This is a genomic window from Corynebacterium sp. HMSC074C04 (assembly GCF_001838295.1).
Taxonomy (GTDB): domain Bacteria; phylum Actinomycetota; class Actinomycetes; order Mycobacteriales; family Mycobacteriaceae; genus Corynebacterium; species Corynebacterium amycolatum.
Genome location: NZ_KV836270.1, coordinates 521,961 through 536,565, shown reverse-complemented (window position 1 = coordinate 536,565; position 14,605 = coordinate 521,961). Strand labels below are relative to the sequence as shown.

Here is a 14,605-nt window from a genome sequence, read left to right as displayed (position 1 = left end):
GCCCACCGGTTGCGTCAATCGTCTACAGGCTTCCCGGCTCCGAACCGTGGGCGATGGGCATGCCAATCATGTTTCCCCACTCAACCCACGAGCCGTCGTAGTTGCGAACATTCTCGTGGCCGAGCAGGTGGTGCAGTACAAACCAGGTGTGCGCGGAGCGCTCGCCGATGCGGCAGTAGACAATCGCCTCATCTTCGAATTGGACGTGCGCGTAAATCTGCTCAAGCTCTTCGCGGTCGCGGAAACGCGAGTTCGGGTGAACGGACTGATTCCATGGAATGTTTACCGCGGTTGGAATGTGGCCACCTCGCAGGACGCCTTCCTGTGGGTAATCGACCATATGGGTTCGCGCACCGGCATATTCCTCCGGAGTGCGTACGTCGATAATCGGAGCCTTTTCAATGAGCTCACGTGTATCGCTGAAGTAGGCGCGCAGTGTCCTGTCGTCGCGCTCGACGACAGGGTAGTCAGTGCGTGGGTAGTTAGGGACCTCGAAGCTGGTGTCTCGTTCTTCAGTCATCCAGGCGTCGCGGCCACCGTTGAGAAGGCGCACGTCGGGATGTCCAAAAAGCTCGAAGACCCAGAGTGTGTAGGCGGCCCACCAGTTGGACTTGTCACCGTAGATTACGACGGTGTCGTCGCGCGAGATACCCTTCTCGCGCATGAGCTCGGCAAAGCCTTCGGCGTCGATATAGTCGCGACGCACGGGGTCGTTGAGGTCGTGATGCCAGTCAATGCGAACCGCGCCCGGAATGTGTCCAATGTCGTAGAGCAGTGAGTCCTCGTCGGATTCAACAACGCGCAGACCGGGAGAGCCCAGTCGGGCAGCAAGCCAGGAGCTAGAGACGAGGCGCTCAGGGTGGGCGTACTGCTGGAACTGGGGGTGCGGGTCGTGCGGAACAGCCATCGGATACTCCCTTGGCGCAAGTTGGGTGGGTGGGACTTTCTGACGTTTATCGTCAATTGCATATCTAGTTTACGGGTCGCGTGGCGAACGGCGGAATAGTCCCCGGTGTGAGCGCTTTCCAACGGCAACAATTGCGTCCGCGGCCACCCCCTGGGATACGCCTCACAGTTGGGGGTAAAAGGAGTGTTTTCAGCGCGCTTGGAGTCCAGGTAGTGCCCTAAAATTTAGCTGAGAGTTAGCGCAAAAACTGTGTTGATTCGTATCACTGGAAAATGGGCTGAAATGGGCTATCTGCCTGGGTATTCGCTGCGTTACGGAGACAATTGAGTGCCGGAAGTCCATGTCTTTTCTTAAAAGGAGTGCCTGTGCACAAGAACATTGTTGTATTCGAGATCGAGGGCGGCTCGGACAAGTACTTCGACGGACACCGCAAGGACACCATGCCAATCGTCAACGCTATCCGCGAAGCCGGTTGGTCCGCTGAGGTCGTCTACTACCGACCAGAGTGGAAGGACGACCTGTACGACTACGTCTCTCAGAACTTCGACGGCTACATCTCTCGCGTTAACCCGGGCAACATCCCGGGTGGTGAGAGGGGCTACTTCGAGCTTCTGACCAGCCTCTCGGTCGCTGGTTTGGTCGGTATGTCCACCCCGGGCGAGATGATGGCTTACGGCGCAAAGGACGCACTGGTCAAGCTCAAGGATACTGACCTGGTTCCGTCTGACACCGCTGCTTACTACGACGTCGAGGCATTCCACAGCACTTTCCCGACCTCCCTGTCCTACGGCGAGCGCGTCCTCAAGCAGAACCGTGGCTCCACCGGGTCCGGCATCTGGCGTGTGCGCATCGCTGACGAAGAGGTTGCTAAGAACGTTGAGCCGGGCACCCCGCTGCCGCTGGACACCAAGCTGAAGTGCACCGAGGCCGTGGACAACCACACCGAGACTCGCGAGCTTGGCGAGTTCATGGATTTCTGTGACCAGTACATCATCGGCGATAACGGCATGCTCGTGGACATGCGCTTCATGCCGCGCATCACCGAAGGCGAAATTCGCATTCTGCTGGTCGGTCCGCACCCGGTCTTCGTGGTTCACAAGAAGCCGGCCGAGGGCGGCGACGCTTTCTCCGCAACCTTGTTCTCTGGCGCGAAGTACACCTACAACAAGCCGGAAGAATGGCAGGACCTCATCGATATGTTTGCTGAGGCTCGCCCCGTCATTGCTGAGAACCTCGGTGGTGACAATATCCCGTTGATCTGGACAGCTGATTTCATGCTGGCAGACGGCGAGGACGGCGAGGACACTTACGTTCTCGGCGAGATCAACTGTTCCTGTGTTGGCTTCACCTCCGAGCTGGATATGGGTATCCAGGAGCTCGTTGCTCAGGAGGCCATCAAGCGCGTTGAGGCTGCTAACAAGTAGTCTCCACAGCTAAGAAAGCCGCACCAATTTGGTGCGGCTTTTGCTTTACGACGTCCTTGCGATGCCTACCTATTCCAGAACTGGGAGACCGAATAGCCGTAGCGATACAGAGCTCGGCGCACGACAGGTAGCGACAGTCCGATCACACTGGATGAGTCGCCATTGATGCCATCGACAAACCAGCCGCCTAGAGCCTCCAAGGTAAACGCGCCAGCGCACTTCAGTGGCTCGCCCGTCGCAGCGTAGGCGTGGATGTCCTCTTCTGGGACTTCAGCGAAATCGAGGGAAGTAATCGCCACCTCAAGGTGCTCGCCCTTTGGTGTCACGACACAGTGACCAGTAATCAGCTCAGCCGTCCGGCCGCTCTGTTGGTGCCAGCGCTCAATGGTCTTTTCTTCCGTGTGGGGCTTGCCCTGCAACTTTCCGTCGAGAAGCAGCATTGAATCCCCGCCAATGACAATGTCATTGGGGTAGGCCGGAGAGACAGCGTGTGCCTTGGCCTGTGCGAGTTCCTCGACGATGCGTACCGGCGATGCGTCCGGAAGGGCTGTAATCACGGCATCCTCGTCGACGTTGGGCGCTACTGTGATGGGCTCGATGCCTGCAGAGCGCAGAATGTGCAGTCGCGAAGGGGAAGTGGAAGCCAAGACGATTCGGGGGCTGCTCATAGTTAGTGATTTTAGTGAGGGCGGAATCGTAAAGCCTAATTTTTGTGACAAACATGCGTGGCTGGCGGGGCGCTAGCGGAATCGTGGGGATCCATCGCTGGCGCGGTGGTAGGTGCTGCCATCGGTCTGGCGTTTGTGTATTTCCTGTTCAAGGTGGTGTGGCCGGTAGTTCGCAACCGTGGTCAGCGCCGGCTGGACCGGGAGCTCGATGATGAGTTTGATAGTGAGTCGCTGGGGGAGCAGCGCCAGTAACAAGCAGTGGCCGAGACCAAGGCAGTAACAAAAACCAAAGCGCCACTACCGAGAAAACTCGATAATGGCGCTTCGTGCTAGCGAATCGACGCAGTTAGCGTGCGGTAACGACTACGCGGTAAACGGTAGCTGTACTAGTAGAAATGGACGTTGCGGAACGTACCCGGTACGTGCTGGTGCGGCTGGTGGAACCCCTCTTCCAGCCGGCCCCAGTCGTTACGCGGGCCGCGGTCCTCTGGGGCACCGCCAGCTGCTGCCATACCCGCGAACAAAAGCGCGAGCGTGGCAGTTTCAGCGTCAGACGGGTTGCCCTTGAGGACGGACATGAACGGTGCAGCCGGGACCGCAGCGGCGTCCTTGTCTTCGGTTGCTGGGGTGTTTTTGGAATCGGTCACAGCGGAATGTTCCCATGCTTCTTGGCGGGTACGTTAACAACCTTGCGATCCAGTAGACGCAGACCCTCAATGATCTGGCCGCGGGTCTCGCTCGGCGGGATAACGGCATCGATGAAGCCGCGCTCAGCAGCCATGTACGGGTTGACCAGGGTGGCCTCGTACTCTGCCTCGTACTCCTTCTGCAGTGCGACGACATCCCTGCCCTCGGCCGCAGCAGCCTTGAGCTCCTTGCGGTAGATGAAGCCGACAGCACCGGAAGCACCCATGACCGCAATCTGAGCGGTCGGCCATGCCAGGTTGATGTCAGCGCCCATGTCCTTGGAGCCCATCACACAGTAAGCTCCGCCGTAAGCCTTACGGGTGATGACGGTAATCTTCGGAACGGTGGCCTCAGCGTACGCGTACAGCAGCTTGGCGCCACGGCGGATGATGCCGTCGAACTCTTGGTTGGTGCCCGGCAGGAAGCCTGGAACGTCAACCAGCATGATGATCGGAATGTTGAAGGCGTCACAGGTGCGGACGAAGCGAGCCGCCTTCTCGGATGCCTTGATGTCGAGGCAGCCAGCGAACTGAATCGGCTGGTTGGCAACGAAACCTACCGAGCGCCCCTCCACGCGACCGAAGCCGATGACCACGTTCTGTGCGTAGTCCTCCTGAATCTCCAGGAAGTCCTCGTCGTCGACCAGGCGGGTGATGACGTCCTTGATGTCGTACGGCTGGTTCGGGGAGTCCGGAATCAGGGTGTCGAGCTCGAGGTCAGTCTCAGTGATGTTGTCAGCGATGGAGCCCTCGAACGGCTCAGCCTCCATGCGAGGAGCCTCAGCGCGGTTGTTGGACGGCAGGTAGCTGACCAATTCCTGAACGAATGTCAGAGCGTCTTCGTCATCAGCAGCGGTGTAGTGCGAAGTACCGGAGGTGCTCATGTGAGTGCCAGCGCCACCCAGCTCGTCCTGTGTGACCTCTTCGCCAGTGACGGTCTTAATAACGTCCGGGCCGGTGATGAACATCTTGGAAGTGCCATCGACCATGACAATGAAGTCGGTCAGAGCCGGGGAGTAGACGTGGCCACCAGCGCAGGCACCCATGATCAGGGAAATCTGTGGGATAACACCCGATGCCTGGGTGTTCCGGAAGAAGATCTGGGAGTAGAGGCCGAGGGAAACAACGCCCTCCTGGATGCGGGCGCCAGCACCCTCGTTGATGCCGATAATTGGGACACCGGTCTTGATGGCCAGATCCATGATCTTGACAATCTTTTCACCGTAGACTTCACCGAGCGCGCCACCGAAGATGGCGCCGTCCTGCGAGAAGACACAGATCTGGCGGCCATCGATGGTGCCGTAACCGGTCACAACGCCATCAGTGACAGGGCGCTTGGCATCGAGGCCGAAGTTCTTGGAGCGGTGACGTGCGAGAGCGTCAACCTCCACGAACGAGCCTTCGTCCAAGAGGAACTCGATACGCTCACGAGCGGTCATCTTGCCCTTGTCGTGGACGCGGTCAATACCGGCCTGGCCCATTGGGGCCTGGGTCTCTGCGAGACGGGCTCGCAGATCGGCCAGTTTTCCAGCAGTAGTGGTCAAATCCGGGGTTTCACCGGTTGATGTATTTGCGGCAGTCGTCATGCCAACTAGTTTACGTTTCGAAAACGGGGGGAGGTAGTTGGGGGCAATCGCTGTTAACAAAAGTAGGGGTAATGACTAGCTCGTTGTTCAGCAAAAAGCCTGCTCTTACAGTGGAATATTGCCGTGCTTGCGCGCAGGCCACGGTACTTTCTTTGAAGTTAGAAGGCGCAGATTTTTTATCACCCGAGTTCGTGTCTCGGAGGGGAGGATGACTTCATCAATTAACCCCCGTTCGGCGGGGCGATAAGGCGTGAGCATGTGTTGCTCGTATCCCTTTTCCAGTTCAGCAATGAGTTCTTTCACACTCTCGGGAGTGCCAAATCTATCGGCCGCTGGGTCTGTTGCGAGAGCTGCTTCGGTGGCGGTTCGAATCTCGGCACGATGGAGGAAGCGTACTGCGCCAGAGGCGCCCATCACGGCGATCTGTGCCGTCGGCCAAGCCAGATTTACATCCGCGCCGAGCCCCTTTGATCCCATCACGCAATACGCGCCGCCGTAGGCTTTGCGCATGGTGACGGTGATTTTAGGAACGGTTGCTTCTGCATACGCATAGAGCAATTTAGCGCCACGGCGCAGAATTCCCTGGTGTTCTTGATTCGAGCCGGGGAGAAAGCCTGGTACATCCACGAGAAAGACGAGTGGAATGTTGAAACAATCGCAGGTTCGGACGAATCGCGCGGCCTTCTCCGCTGCATCGATATCTAGGCAGCCCGCAAACTCCATGGGCTGATTAGCGACAAACCCAACAGATTGACCGTTGAGACGGCCAAGGCCAATTACGACATTGGCTGCCCGGTTTTCCTGGATTTCCAGGAACTCCGCATCGTCGCAAAGCGCGTAGATGACTTCATGCACGTCGTACGGCGTGGAAGGGCTGTCGGGAATGAGACTGTCAAGGGTGCGGTCGGTGTCGGTGATTTCGTCACTGGCGTCGGAGTCCCAGCTGGGCGCGGGGGAGGTTGTGTTGTTGGGGAGGTAGTCGAGCAAATCGCAGACCCAGTCGAGTCCATCTTGTTCGCTAGTGGCGGTGTAGTGGGAGTTTCCGGCGACTTCCATATGTGTGTCGGCGCCGCCAAGCTCGTGCTGGCTGATTTTTTCGCCGGTGACTGTTTCAATTACGTCAGGGCCGGTGACAAACATGCGGGAGTTTTCCTCCACCATGACAACGAAGTCCGTCAGCGCTGGGGAGTAGGCATTTCCACCTGCGCAGGCACCAAAAATGACTGAAATCTGCGGAATGACGCCGCTGGCACGAACGTTGTGGTGGAACGTCTGGGCAATAAAATCCAGTGAGACTGCGCCATCTTGGATGCGGGCGCCGGCACCTTCGTACATGCCAATAAGGGGACGGCCGGTAGTGATGGCAAGGTCCTGAATCTTGACCATCTTTTCGCCGTAGACCTCTCCGAGTGCACCACCGAAGATTGTGCCGTCCTGGGAAAAGATGCAGACCTCGCGGCCGTCTATGGTTCCCCAACCGGTGATAATTCCGTCCGTCACGGGACGTTTGGCTTCCATTCCAAATGCGGTAGTGCGGTGGCGTGCTAGCGTATCGAATTCGACAAAAGACCCTTCGTCCAGCAGGTAGTCAATGCGCTCGCGGGCATTCATGCGCTCAGTCAGTTTGAGCTTGTCGTAGCCTCGCGACCCCATCGGAGTCAGTGCAGCAGTGCGTCGGCGTAGAAGGTCTTCATTGAGAAAAGCGGTGGTGTGTTGCTCCGCCGCCAAACGTGAGGAAATAGTCATGTTATGGAATGTAGTGTTTGAGAAGGAAAATAGTAAAGCAGGTGAGCTGTGATGATTCTCACGCTGTCGTCCCCTTGAGAAAGGCCTCGACGCGCTGAATCCGGCCATAGCGCTAGACTGCTGTGCATGACCGACCCCCGAATTGTTGCTTCCCGCAAGCCTCTTGATGCCGCGCGTGTGCGCGCAGCCGCGCCGGGCTGGAGTTCCATTGAGGTTGTCGAAACCACTGGTTCGACCAACGCCGACCTTCGGAAACAGGCGGCACTGGGGCAGGTGGCAGATCTCAGTGCGCTCATCGCCTCGGAGCAGACCGCAGGTCGCGGTCGGCTGAGCCGTAGTTGGACAGCTCCGGAAGGTGCATCCATTGCGCTCAGCACACTGCTGCGCCCGCAAGGGCTCGCACCGGAGCAGCTGGGGCTCTTGCCCTTAGTCGCAGGTCTCGCAGTCGTCGATGCTGTCGTAGAGGTCGTGGGGCTGGTGCCTGAGCGCGTATCCCTGAAGTGGCCGAACGATGTCCTGGTTGACGGTCGTAAGCTCTGCGGAATTCTGGTAGAGGCTGCTTCGCTGACGCCACCAGCTCTCATTCCAGGAATCGGCATCAATGTTTCTCTGCAGGAAGACGAGTTGCCTGTGCCACACGCCACTTCGCTATACCTGGCGGGCGCAGACAACCTCGACCGCGACGACATCTCCGCTGGTGTGCTGCGTGCGCTGGGACGTCGTCAAGCACAGTGGCGAAAGGGCGATGCTGAGTTGCTGCGGGACTACGAGGCGGTGTGCGCGACCATCGGCTCGAACGTGCGCGTGGAGTTGCCGGGGGATCGCGTGCTGGTCGGCAAGGCGGTTGGTGTGCGTGCCGACGGCGAATTGATTGTCACCGACGAAGCTGGCACAAGCCACTTTGTTGCGGCCGGTGACGTGTTCCATGTTCGTGCCACTGACGGCGGCTATGGATCCCCGCAGACTGACTCGGACCGGAGGTAGTGCTGTATGGCCTTTCCCGATGATGAGTTGGACACGCGCGAGGCAATTCTGCTGGACACCAATCCAACTTTTGGTCGGCTGGTGTGGCCGCTCTTGGAGCTCATGGTTATCACCGGCGTCTGCTGGTTGCTGATTGGCTTTATCGACGGCCCTGCGATTGCTCCGGGAGACTTACAGGGTGTGCGTCAGCTGCTGCTGTTTGCGTGGCTGGGGCTTATTCTCTGGCGCGTTGTTCGTCCGGTACTAGGTTGGCTGGGGGAGCGGTTTGTGCTGACTGATAGGCGGATTATTTTGCGCCGCGGCATTGTGCGTCCGCAGGTGGTCTCGATTGATCTGCGTTCGGTGCGTGCGGTCAATCGCAAGGGCGGCGTGTTGTATCTGCAGACACGCAGTTTCGGCCCGCCGCTGGCTGTGGAAGATATTCCCAGCTCTCGTAAGGTGGCTAAGTTGGTCTCCCGGTTGACTTAGAATTTTGGGTCATAACCTACAATCAGGGGTGTGATTGCTTCGGATACCCCTGAAAACTCCACTAATTCCACTTCTGATTCCGCTGCAGCGCTAACTGCTGCGCAGCACCCCGCGCATGCTGATGGCGTGCCGGTTGTGGCGGTGATTGGTGATGGTCAGCTGGCTCGTATGATGCAGACTGAGGCCATTGAACTGGGACAGTCCATCCGTTTGCTTGCCGGTTCGCCGGATTCTTCCGCAGCGCAGGTGTGTGCGGACGTTATCATCGGCGACTACCACGTCTGGGAGGACGTTGAACGCACTGTCGCTGGTGCGCAGGCCGTGACTTTTGACCATGAGCACGTTCCCACCGATTTTCTCAACAAGCTGACCGAGATGGGCTACTCGGTTCAGCCTCAGCCTTCAGCGTTGCTGTACGCGCAGGATAAGCTGCTGATGCGCCAGCGCCTGGAGGAACTGGGTGCTCCGGTACCTGCCTACGCTGCTATCGAGTCCGTCCAGGATGCCGAGGCCTTCTTCGACCGCGTTGACGGCGCCGTCTGCCTGAAGGCCCGCCGTGGCGGTTACGACGGTCACGGCGTGTGGTTCCCGAAGGACCGCGAGGACCTGCGCACGCTTGTCGACGAACTGTTGGGCAAGGACGTGCCGCTGATGGCCGAACGGAAGGTCGCGCTGGTTCGCGAGCTGTCGGCCATGTGTGCCCGCACACCGTCGGGTGAGGTCAAGGCCTGGCCAGTCCTCGAGTCTGTGCAGCGTGACGGCATCTGTGTTGAGGCAATCTGCCCGGCGCCGGGGCTTTCCGACGAGCTTGCGAGCGCGGCCGAAAGACTCAGTGTGACCATCGCTTCCGAGTTGGGAGTAACCGGTGCGCTGGCAGTTGAGCTGTTCGAGACCGTCGATGCCGATGGCAATCCGGAGATCTACGTCAACGAGTTGGCGATGCGCCCGCACAACACTGGCCACTGGTCGCAGGACGGCTGTGAGACCAGCCAGTTTGAGCAGCACCTGCGTGCAGTTGCTGACATGCCACTGGGTTCCACTCGCCCGACTGCGCCGGTGACGGTGATGGTCAATACGCTCGGTGGTGATGAGGCCTCGGATGTGCCGATTGCGCAGCGCTTTGCTGAGGTTTGGCGCCGCTTCCCATCGGTGAAGATTCACTGGTACGGCAAGGATTGGCGCCCAGGACGTAAGCTGGGTCACGTCAATCTGTGTGGTTATGACGCAAGCGCGGAGGGCATTGCCGAGACCCGTCGAATTGCCAACCTAGCTGCTGGTTACGTAGTCGATGGAGTATGGGCAGACGGCTACACGGCATGAAGCTAGCGCCGATTAAAGCTAGCGCCTTTAAAAATTAGATTGCTATCTCAAGGAGACAATATTGGCTGAAGCAAACCAGGTGGCAAGCCCGAAGCTGGCCAACGCAACCGGTCCGTTGGTTGGTCTGATTATGGGGTCGGACTCAGATTGGCCGACCATGGAGCCGGCAGCTGAGGTACTGGCTGAGTTCGGAATTCTGTTTGAGGTAGGCGTGGTCTCTGCGCACCGTACTCCGGAACGCATGATTGATTACGCAAAGTCGGCCGCTGATAAGGGCTTGCGCTGCATTATTGCAGGTGCCGGTGGTGCTGCGCACCTACCGGGCATGGTGGCGTCTGCCACTCCTCTGCCGGTTATCGGCGTGCCCCGTGCACTCGAGAACATGGAGGGCGTCGACTCGCTGCTGTCGATTGTTCAGATGCCGGGCGGCGTTCCGGTGGCAACCGTCGGCGTGGGCGGCGCTAAGAATGCTGGCCTGCTGGCTGTGCGTATCCTCTCGGCTGGTTACCCGGAGCTCATTGTGGCGATGGAGAACTACCAGGCCAATATGCGCGATGAAGTCCTGGAAAAGGACGAGCGCCTGCGCAAGAAGCTGATGGGTGAGTAGGGCGTCCAGCCAGCCCCCACGCTACCCGCGCATATGAACTGCGGGGTAGTGGAACGTGTCCGGGTCGGCGGTCTCCCAGGCTTCGGCCCAGTTGTGGAAGCGAGTTCCGCTCAGCAGCTCGCCTGGCTGCAGCCAGTTGTAGAGCTCCGCGTAGGTCTCACCGACCTGCTCATTGGTGCGGCGCAGCAGGTGGGATGGCCCCAGCTCAGAGAAGCTATTCAGGCCCATCGATGCCAATAGGCTAGCTGCTTCCGCGACCGTGGCATTGTGATAGTTGGCCACACGCTGACCCTTGTCGTCGACATCGAGGGCCTTCCACAAGCTCGAATCCTGGGTAGCCACACCCACCGGGCAGGTGTTTGTGTGACATAGCTGAGATTGAATACAGCCGGTGGCCATCATCATGCCGCGAGCCGAGTTCACAAAGTCAGCGCCGATGCACATGCGCTTCACAATGTCGAAGCCAGTAATGACCTTGCCGGACGCACCGAGCTTAATGCGATCTCTCAGACCGGCACCTACGAGCGCGTTATGGACGAGAATCAGGCCGTCGGTAAGCGGCAAGCCAACGCGGTCGGAGTATTCCAGTGGTGCAGCGCCGGTGCCGCCTTCAGCACCGTCGACGATGATGAAGTCCGGGGTGATGTTCTCTTCCAGCATGGCCTTGCACACGGCGAGGAACTCAAGCTGGGAGCCAACACACAGCTTGAAACCGACCGGCTTGCCCCCGTTGAGCTCGCGCATGGTGCCCATAAACCGAACAAGTTCCCGCGGGGTGGAGTAGACGCGGTGGTACGGCGGGCTCATCACACCCTTGCCAACTGGTACGTGGCGAGTAGCCGCGATCTCTTCATTGACCTTGTGCCCTGGCAGCATGCCGCCGAGTCCCGGCTTTGCACCCTGGCTAACTTTCAGATAGGTTGCCTTGACCTGCGGAATCTTAGCCTTTTCGCGGAAGAGCTCCGGGTCGAAGTCGCCATCCTCAGTGCGTGCACCGAAGTAACCGGACCCCAGTTGCCAATAAAGGTCGGCACCATACTTCAAGTGGTAAGGGCTGATAGCGCCCTCGCCAGTGTCCTGTACGAAGTTGCCCAGCTTCGCGCCCTTATTCATTGCCATGACAGCGTTAGGAGACAGAGAGCCGAAACTCATGGCTGAGATGTTGAAGATAGACGCTGAGTACGGCTGGGTGCAGTCCGGGCCACCGATATCTACGCGCGGATCCTCGATGACGTGTTGGCTCGGCGCCATCGAGTGGCGGACGTACTCGTAACCGGGCGCGTTAATCTTTCGCTCAGTACCGAAGGACTTCTTTGAGGACAGCCCCTTCGCACGCTCGTAGACCACGGTACGAGTATCGCGGTCGAACGGAGCGCCGTCGAAATTGCGCTCGATGAAGTACTGCTGCATCTCAGGGCGAATGGTCTCACCCATGTAGCGCAGATGGCCGATGACCGGGAAGTTCCGCAAGATGGAGTGCTTCCGCTGAAGCATGTCATAGATAGCCACAACATCCAGGAAGAGGATGAAGGCCATCAGAATCCACCACCACGGGCTCAAATCCCATACAGCCAGTGCGCCCAAGACGTTGATGAGGGCGAGAATCGCAAGAATATATGGTCGGGTAATCACGGTTTCCAGGTTATCGCGACTGCCGAAAGCGCCTCTCGTCGGAGGGGACGTGATTAAATCACACGGGCTTTTTCGGCCGTAGAAATAGCAGCGACACGCTCGTTATCGCCACCGCGCACGACGACGGCAGCACCTCCACGAACCCAAGCGGACAGCACATTACGTGCCCATTTATCCGCGCTGACCTGTGGAGAATCAGGTTCCAGCCAGCCGTCGGAAACAATGCGAGAACCGGGCGTGAGCTGCATTTCATCCGCGTAGTCTCCAGCCGACGAAAGCAGATTAGCAGCAGACTTCTCCCCAATAACGGGGGTTTGGTCGGAGTCCGGGCCTGCGCCTAGATACGCGTCTGGGTGGAAACGAACTTCCGGACCGAAGTCAATGACTCCCGGTGGAATATCATCACCGCATTCCACGACACCGCGGCCAAAGGAATCGTCAGTAAGCACGGCGATATAGGCGTCCGGGAACTTCTCTTCCCATGAACTGACGTTAGCGGTAGTGGTGAAAACAACCAGCGGCTCTTCATCGCTAACGGTGACACCAGCGCGCTCACAGCCGAGGATGATGCAGGCGGACTGCCAAATCAGCGGCAGGTCAATCCACGCCTGATCTCCAGCGACAAGGTCGAACTCATCGTGCAGCATGTTGGCGATCTTGCTGGCCCAGTTGTCCAGAGTTTGAGCCGACAAATCGGTACGACCGCCGGTAGTTTCGTCATAACAGGTCAAACGAGGCACGGACGGGTCAGCCTCGAGAAGTGTCTTCAGAATCTCCACGCCTCCAAGGGTAACGAGAATTGCGCGATGCCGTCGGCGTGAAGAACTAGCCACCTAACTCAACAGCAGGGTGAACAAAAGGACCGTCGGCAAGCAGGCGATTGTCGTAATCACGCCACAATCGCGCGCCTGCTCAAGGTTCCGGCCGAAACGGGAGGCGAAGGTGTAGACGTTCTGGGCTGTCGGCAGGCCGGCGATAATCACAGCTGCCAGCAGCGCATGCCCGCTGAGACCAAAGACAAAATGGCCGAACAGGAGAGCCAGCGCGGGGTGCAGGAAAAGCTTCAGCGTAGACGCCACCACAACGGCGCGACGAGGGGAGCGGCCGGCTTCCATAAACGGCATGCCATGCAAACTAATACCGAAGGCCAAAAGTGCCATTGGCACCGCGGCCTGCCCCAATAGCCCCACTGGATGCGCTACGAACTGAGGTACTTCGATAGCAAACGCATTAACCGCAAGTCCCACCATCGCCGCCAGAAAGATCGGGTTCTTCAGCGGTGCCATGATGACATTGCGCGGTCGGAACTGACCGCGGTTAGTGAGGATTTCCAGCACGGTCATGGAAGCGGGCGCATAGAAGGCAATCTGAAAGATAAGGGCTGGGACGACGGCGGTAGCGTCGTGAAGCACTGCGACAGCGATGGGCACGCCGAGATTAGCGACGTTGTTGTAACTCGACGACATCGCGCCGACCACAGCATCGGCGCCGCGCTGTTTGAACATGGGTGCCACAAAGATCCGGTAAAACGCCGCCGTGCCAAGCGCCGACAGTGCCGCGACGCCAAACGCCGAACCGAAGATGCTCGCCGAATCCGCCGTCGCGAGCGTGTGCGCGAGCATGCACGGCATCGCAATCCAGAACACGACCATATTCAGGGTAAAAGATGCCCGCTTATCGACGATCTCACTGCGCCCAAACAACCAGCCAACAATGATCAGTACTGCGACGGAACCAAAGCCGGTGAATATTTCGGTGAGAGCGGGCATAAGTGCATATTTTAGACAATAAAAAACGGACCCAATCCAATCCCCTTGGTGGGGAAGGACTGAGTCCGTTTTACGCTGTTATCGCATGTATCGTCATGCGGCCAGCGCGTAAATAAGGCCTTTCGGCGGGTATTCGAATGATCGGCTCCCGCCGACCAGCCATCTTTAGCGGCTGGTGAACGGCAGGAGTGCCATCTCGCGGGCGTTCTTCACAGCGGTAGCGACCTGGCGCTGCTGCTGCGGAGTCAGACCGGTGACGCGGCGGGAACGAATCTTGCCACGGTCAGAGATGAACTGGCGGAGCAGGTTAATGTCCTTGTAATCAACCTTCTCAACGCCTGCGGCCTTGAGCGGGTTCTTCTTCGGGCGGCGGGACTGCTCCATCCGCGCCTTCTTGTTAGAGTGATTGCGCTTCATTGGTGCTCCTCGACTTACCAGCTGGACTTACGGACGCCCGGGAGTTCGCCACGGTGGGCCATCTCACGAACGCGGACACGGGACAGACCGAACTTGCGGAGGTAGCCGCGCGGGCGACCATCTGCAGCGTCACGGTTGCGGACGCGAATCGGGGACGCGTCACGCGGCTGACGGTTCAGCTCGTACTGTGCGTCCATGCGCTCTTCGTCAGTGGAGTGCGGAGACTTGATGATGCGCTTCAGTTCAGCGCGACGTTCTGCATAACGAGCGACGATTTCCTTGCGCTGCTCGTTCTTGGCAATCTTGGACTTCTTAGCCATGAATTAGCGCTCCTCGCGGAATTCGACGTGCTTGCGGACAACCGGATCGTACTTCTTAATGGTGATACGGT

General features: G+C 58.7%; 17 protein-coding genes. 6 read left to right on the top strand and 11 right to left on the bottom strand.

What is annotated here, in order from left to right; genetic code table 11:
- Positions 1-22: 22 nt before the first annotated feature.
- Complete coding sequence (locus tag HMPREF3011_RS03670) at positions 23-907, bottom strand: sulfurtransferase (protein ID WP_038626368.1); 885 nt, start codon at positions 905-907, stop codon at positions 23-25.
- A gap of 365 nt (positions 908-1,272) precedes the next feature.
- Here HMPREF3011_RS03670 and HMPREF3011_RS03665 point away from each other — a divergent pair, with 365 nt between their 5' ends.
- On the top strand, positions 1,273-2,331 hold the full coding sequence (locus tag HMPREF3011_RS03665; protein WP_049171326.1) for a Cj0069 family protein: 1,059 nt from the start codon (positions 1,273-1,275) through the stop codon (positions 2,329-2,331).
- Between the two features lie 65 nt (positions 2,332-2,396).
- Here the strand turns inward: HMPREF3011_RS03665 and HMPREF3011_RS03660 are convergent, their stop codons facing one another.
- On the bottom strand, positions 2,397-2,999 hold the full coding sequence (locus HMPREF3011_RS03660; RefSeq protein WP_070560152.1) for a Maf family protein: 603 nt from the start codon (positions 2,997-2,999) through the stop codon (positions 2,397-2,399).
- Between the two features lie 57 nt (positions 3,000-3,056).
- Here HMPREF3011_RS03660 and HMPREF3011_RS03655 point away from each other — a divergent pair, with 57 nt between their 5' ends.
- Positions 3,057-3,251 carry a hypothetical protein gene (locus HMPREF3011_RS03655; RefSeq protein WP_070841150.1) on the top strand — a complete coding sequence of 65 codons (195 nt, stop codon included), beginning with the start codon at positions 3,057-3,059 and terminating at the stop codon, positions 3,249-3,251.
- 134 nt (positions 3,252-3,385) lie between these two features.
- Here the strand turns inward: HMPREF3011_RS03655 and HMPREF3011_RS03650 are convergent, their stop codons facing one another.
- From HMPREF3011_RS03650 to HMPREF3011_RS03640, 3 genes are all read right to left on the bottom strand, one after another.
- Complete coding sequence (locus HMPREF3011_RS03650) at positions 3,386-3,646, bottom strand: acyl-CoA carboxylase epsilon subunit (RefSeq protein WP_070841149.1); 261 nt, start codon at positions 3,644-3,646, stop codon at positions 3,386-3,388.
- Positions 3,643-5,271: an acyl-CoA carboxylase subunit beta gene (locus HMPREF3011_RS03645; protein ID WP_070841148.1), complete on the bottom strand. Its 1,629-nt coding sequence runs from the start codon at positions 5,269-5,271 to the stop codon at positions 3,643-3,645. The genes HMPREF3011_RS03650 and HMPREF3011_RS03645 overlap by 4 nt, the downstream gene beginning before the upstream one ends.
- A 105-nt stretch (positions 5,272-5,376) precedes the next feature.
- Positions 5,377-7,017 carry an acyl-CoA carboxylase subunit beta gene (locus tag HMPREF3011_RS03640; protein WP_070841147.1) on the bottom strand — a complete coding sequence of 547 codons (1,641 nt, stop codon included), beginning with the start codon at positions 7,015-7,017 and terminating at the stop codon, positions 5,377-5,379.
- A 126-nt stretch (positions 7,018-7,143) separates the two neighbouring features.
- On the opposite strand from HMPREF3011_RS03640, the gene HMPREF3011_RS03635 reads away from it, so the two are divergent.
- From HMPREF3011_RS03635 to purE, 4 genes are all read left to right on the top strand, one after another.
- On the top strand, positions 7,144-8,001 hold the full coding sequence (locus HMPREF3011_RS03635) for a biotin--[acetyl-CoA-carboxylase] ligase (protein WP_083327061.1): 858 nt from the start codon (positions 7,144-7,146) through the stop codon (positions 7,999-8,001).
- Between the two features lie 6 nt (positions 8,002-8,007).
- A complete protein-coding gene (locus HMPREF3011_RS03630; protein ID WP_070841146.1) occupies positions 8,008-8,469 on the top strand; it encodes a YdbT family protein in 462 nt (153 codons plus the stop codon).
- 30 nt (positions 8,470-8,499) lie between these two features.
- A complete protein-coding gene (locus tag HMPREF3011_RS03625) occupies positions 8,500-9,789 on the top strand; it encodes a 5-(carboxyamino)imidazole ribonucleotide synthase (RefSeq protein ID WP_083327060.1) in 1,290 nt (429 codons plus the stop codon).
- 130 nt (positions 9,790-9,919) lie between these two features.
- A complete protein-coding gene (gene purE / locus HMPREF3011_RS03620) occupies positions 9,920-10,396 on the top strand; it encodes a 5-(carboxyamino)imidazole ribonucleotide mutase (protein ID WP_070841181.1) in 477 nt (158 codons plus the stop codon).
- Between the two features lie 21 nt (positions 10,397-10,417).
- Here purE and HMPREF3011_RS03615 read toward each other — a convergent pair whose 3' ends face one another.
- The 6 genes from HMPREF3011_RS03615 to rpmG all read right to left on the bottom strand — a co-directional run bounded on the left by HMPREF3011_RS03615 (position 10,418) and on the right by rpmG (position 14,600).
- The gene (locus HMPREF3011_RS03615) at positions 10,418-12,028 is read right to left on the bottom strand and encodes an FMN-binding glutamate synthase family protein (protein ID WP_070841145.1); all 1,611 of its coding nucleotides are present in this window, start codon (positions 12,026-12,028) and stop codon (positions 10,418-10,420) included.
- 53 nt (positions 12,029-12,081) lie between these two features.
- Positions 12,082-12,861 carry a TIGR03089 family protein gene (locus tag HMPREF3011_RS03610; protein ID WP_246821401.1) on the bottom strand — a complete coding sequence of 260 codons (780 nt, stop codon included), beginning with the start codon at positions 12,859-12,861 and terminating at the stop codon, positions 12,082-12,084.
- Positions 12,862-13,797 carry an AEC family transporter gene (locus tag HMPREF3011_RS03605; protein WP_070841143.1) on the bottom strand — a complete coding sequence of 312 codons (936 nt, stop codon included), beginning with the start codon at positions 13,795-13,797 and terminating at the stop codon, positions 12,862-12,864.
- Positions 13,798-13,962: 165 nt separating this feature from the next.
- Entirely contained in the window at positions 13,963-14,214 is a 252-nt protein-coding gene (rpsR, locus tag HMPREF3011_RS03600; RefSeq protein WP_005511410.1) for a 30S ribosomal protein S18, read from the bottom strand.
- A 14-nt stretch (positions 14,215-14,228) separates the two neighbouring features.
- Positions 14,229-14,534, bottom strand: a complete 306-nt coding sequence (gene rpsN, locus HMPREF3011_RS03595; protein ID WP_005511414.1) for a 30S ribosomal protein S14 — start codon at positions 14,532-14,534, stop codon at positions 14,229-14,231.
- Positions 14,535-14,537: 3 nt separating this feature from the next.
- A complete protein-coding gene (gene rpmG, locus HMPREF3011_RS11640; RefSeq protein ID WP_371440761.1) occupies positions 14,538-14,600 on the bottom strand; it encodes a 50S ribosomal protein L33 in 63 nt (20 codons plus the stop codon).
- Positions 14,601-14,605: the final 5 nt, after the last annotated feature.

What these genes read in the sequence shown, in the direction of transcription:
- HMPREF3011_RS03670 (WP_038626368.1), bottom strand. Translation starts at nt 907, where the DNA reads ATGGCTGTTCCGCACGACCCGCACCCCCAGTTCCAGCAGTACGCCCAC.
- HMPREF3011_RS03605 (WP_070841143.1), bottom strand. Translation starts at nt 13,797, where the DNA reads ATGCCCGCTCTCACCGAAATATTCACCGGCTTTGGTTCCGTCGCAGTA.
- purE (WP_070841181.1), top strand. Translation starts at nt 9,920, where the DNA reads ATGGGGTCGGACTCAGATTGGCCGACCATGGAGCCGGCAGCTGAGGTA.
- HMPREF3011_RS03635 (WP_083327061.1), top strand. Translation starts at nt 7,144, where the DNA reads ATGACCGACCCCCGAATTGTTGCTTCCCGCAAGCCTCTTGATGCCGCG.
- rpsN (WP_005511414.1), bottom strand. Translation starts at nt 14,534, where the DNA reads ATGGCTAAGAAGTCCAAGATTGCCAAGAACGAGCAGCGCAAGGAAATC.
- HMPREF3011_RS03640 (WP_070841147.1), bottom strand. Translation starts at nt 7,017, where the DNA reads ATGACTATTTCCTCACGTTTGGCGGCGGAGCAACACACCACCGCTTTT.
- HMPREF3011_RS03660 (WP_070560152.1), bottom strand. Translation starts at nt 2,999, where the DNA reads ATGAGCAGCCCCCGAATCGTCTTGGCTTCCACTTCCCCTTCGCGACTG.
- HMPREF3011_RS03645 (WP_070841148.1), bottom strand. Translation starts at nt 5,271, where the DNA reads ATGACGACTGCCGCAAATACATCAACCGGTGAAACCCCGGATTTGACC.
- HMPREF3011_RS03630 (WP_070841146.1), top strand. Translation starts at nt 8,008, where the DNA reads ATGGCCTTTCCCGATGATGAGTTGGACACGCGCGAGGCAATTCTGCTG.
- rpsR (WP_005511410.1), bottom strand. Translation starts at nt 14,214, where the DNA reads ATGAAGCGCAATCACTCTAACAAGAAGGCGCGGATGGAGCAGTCCCGC.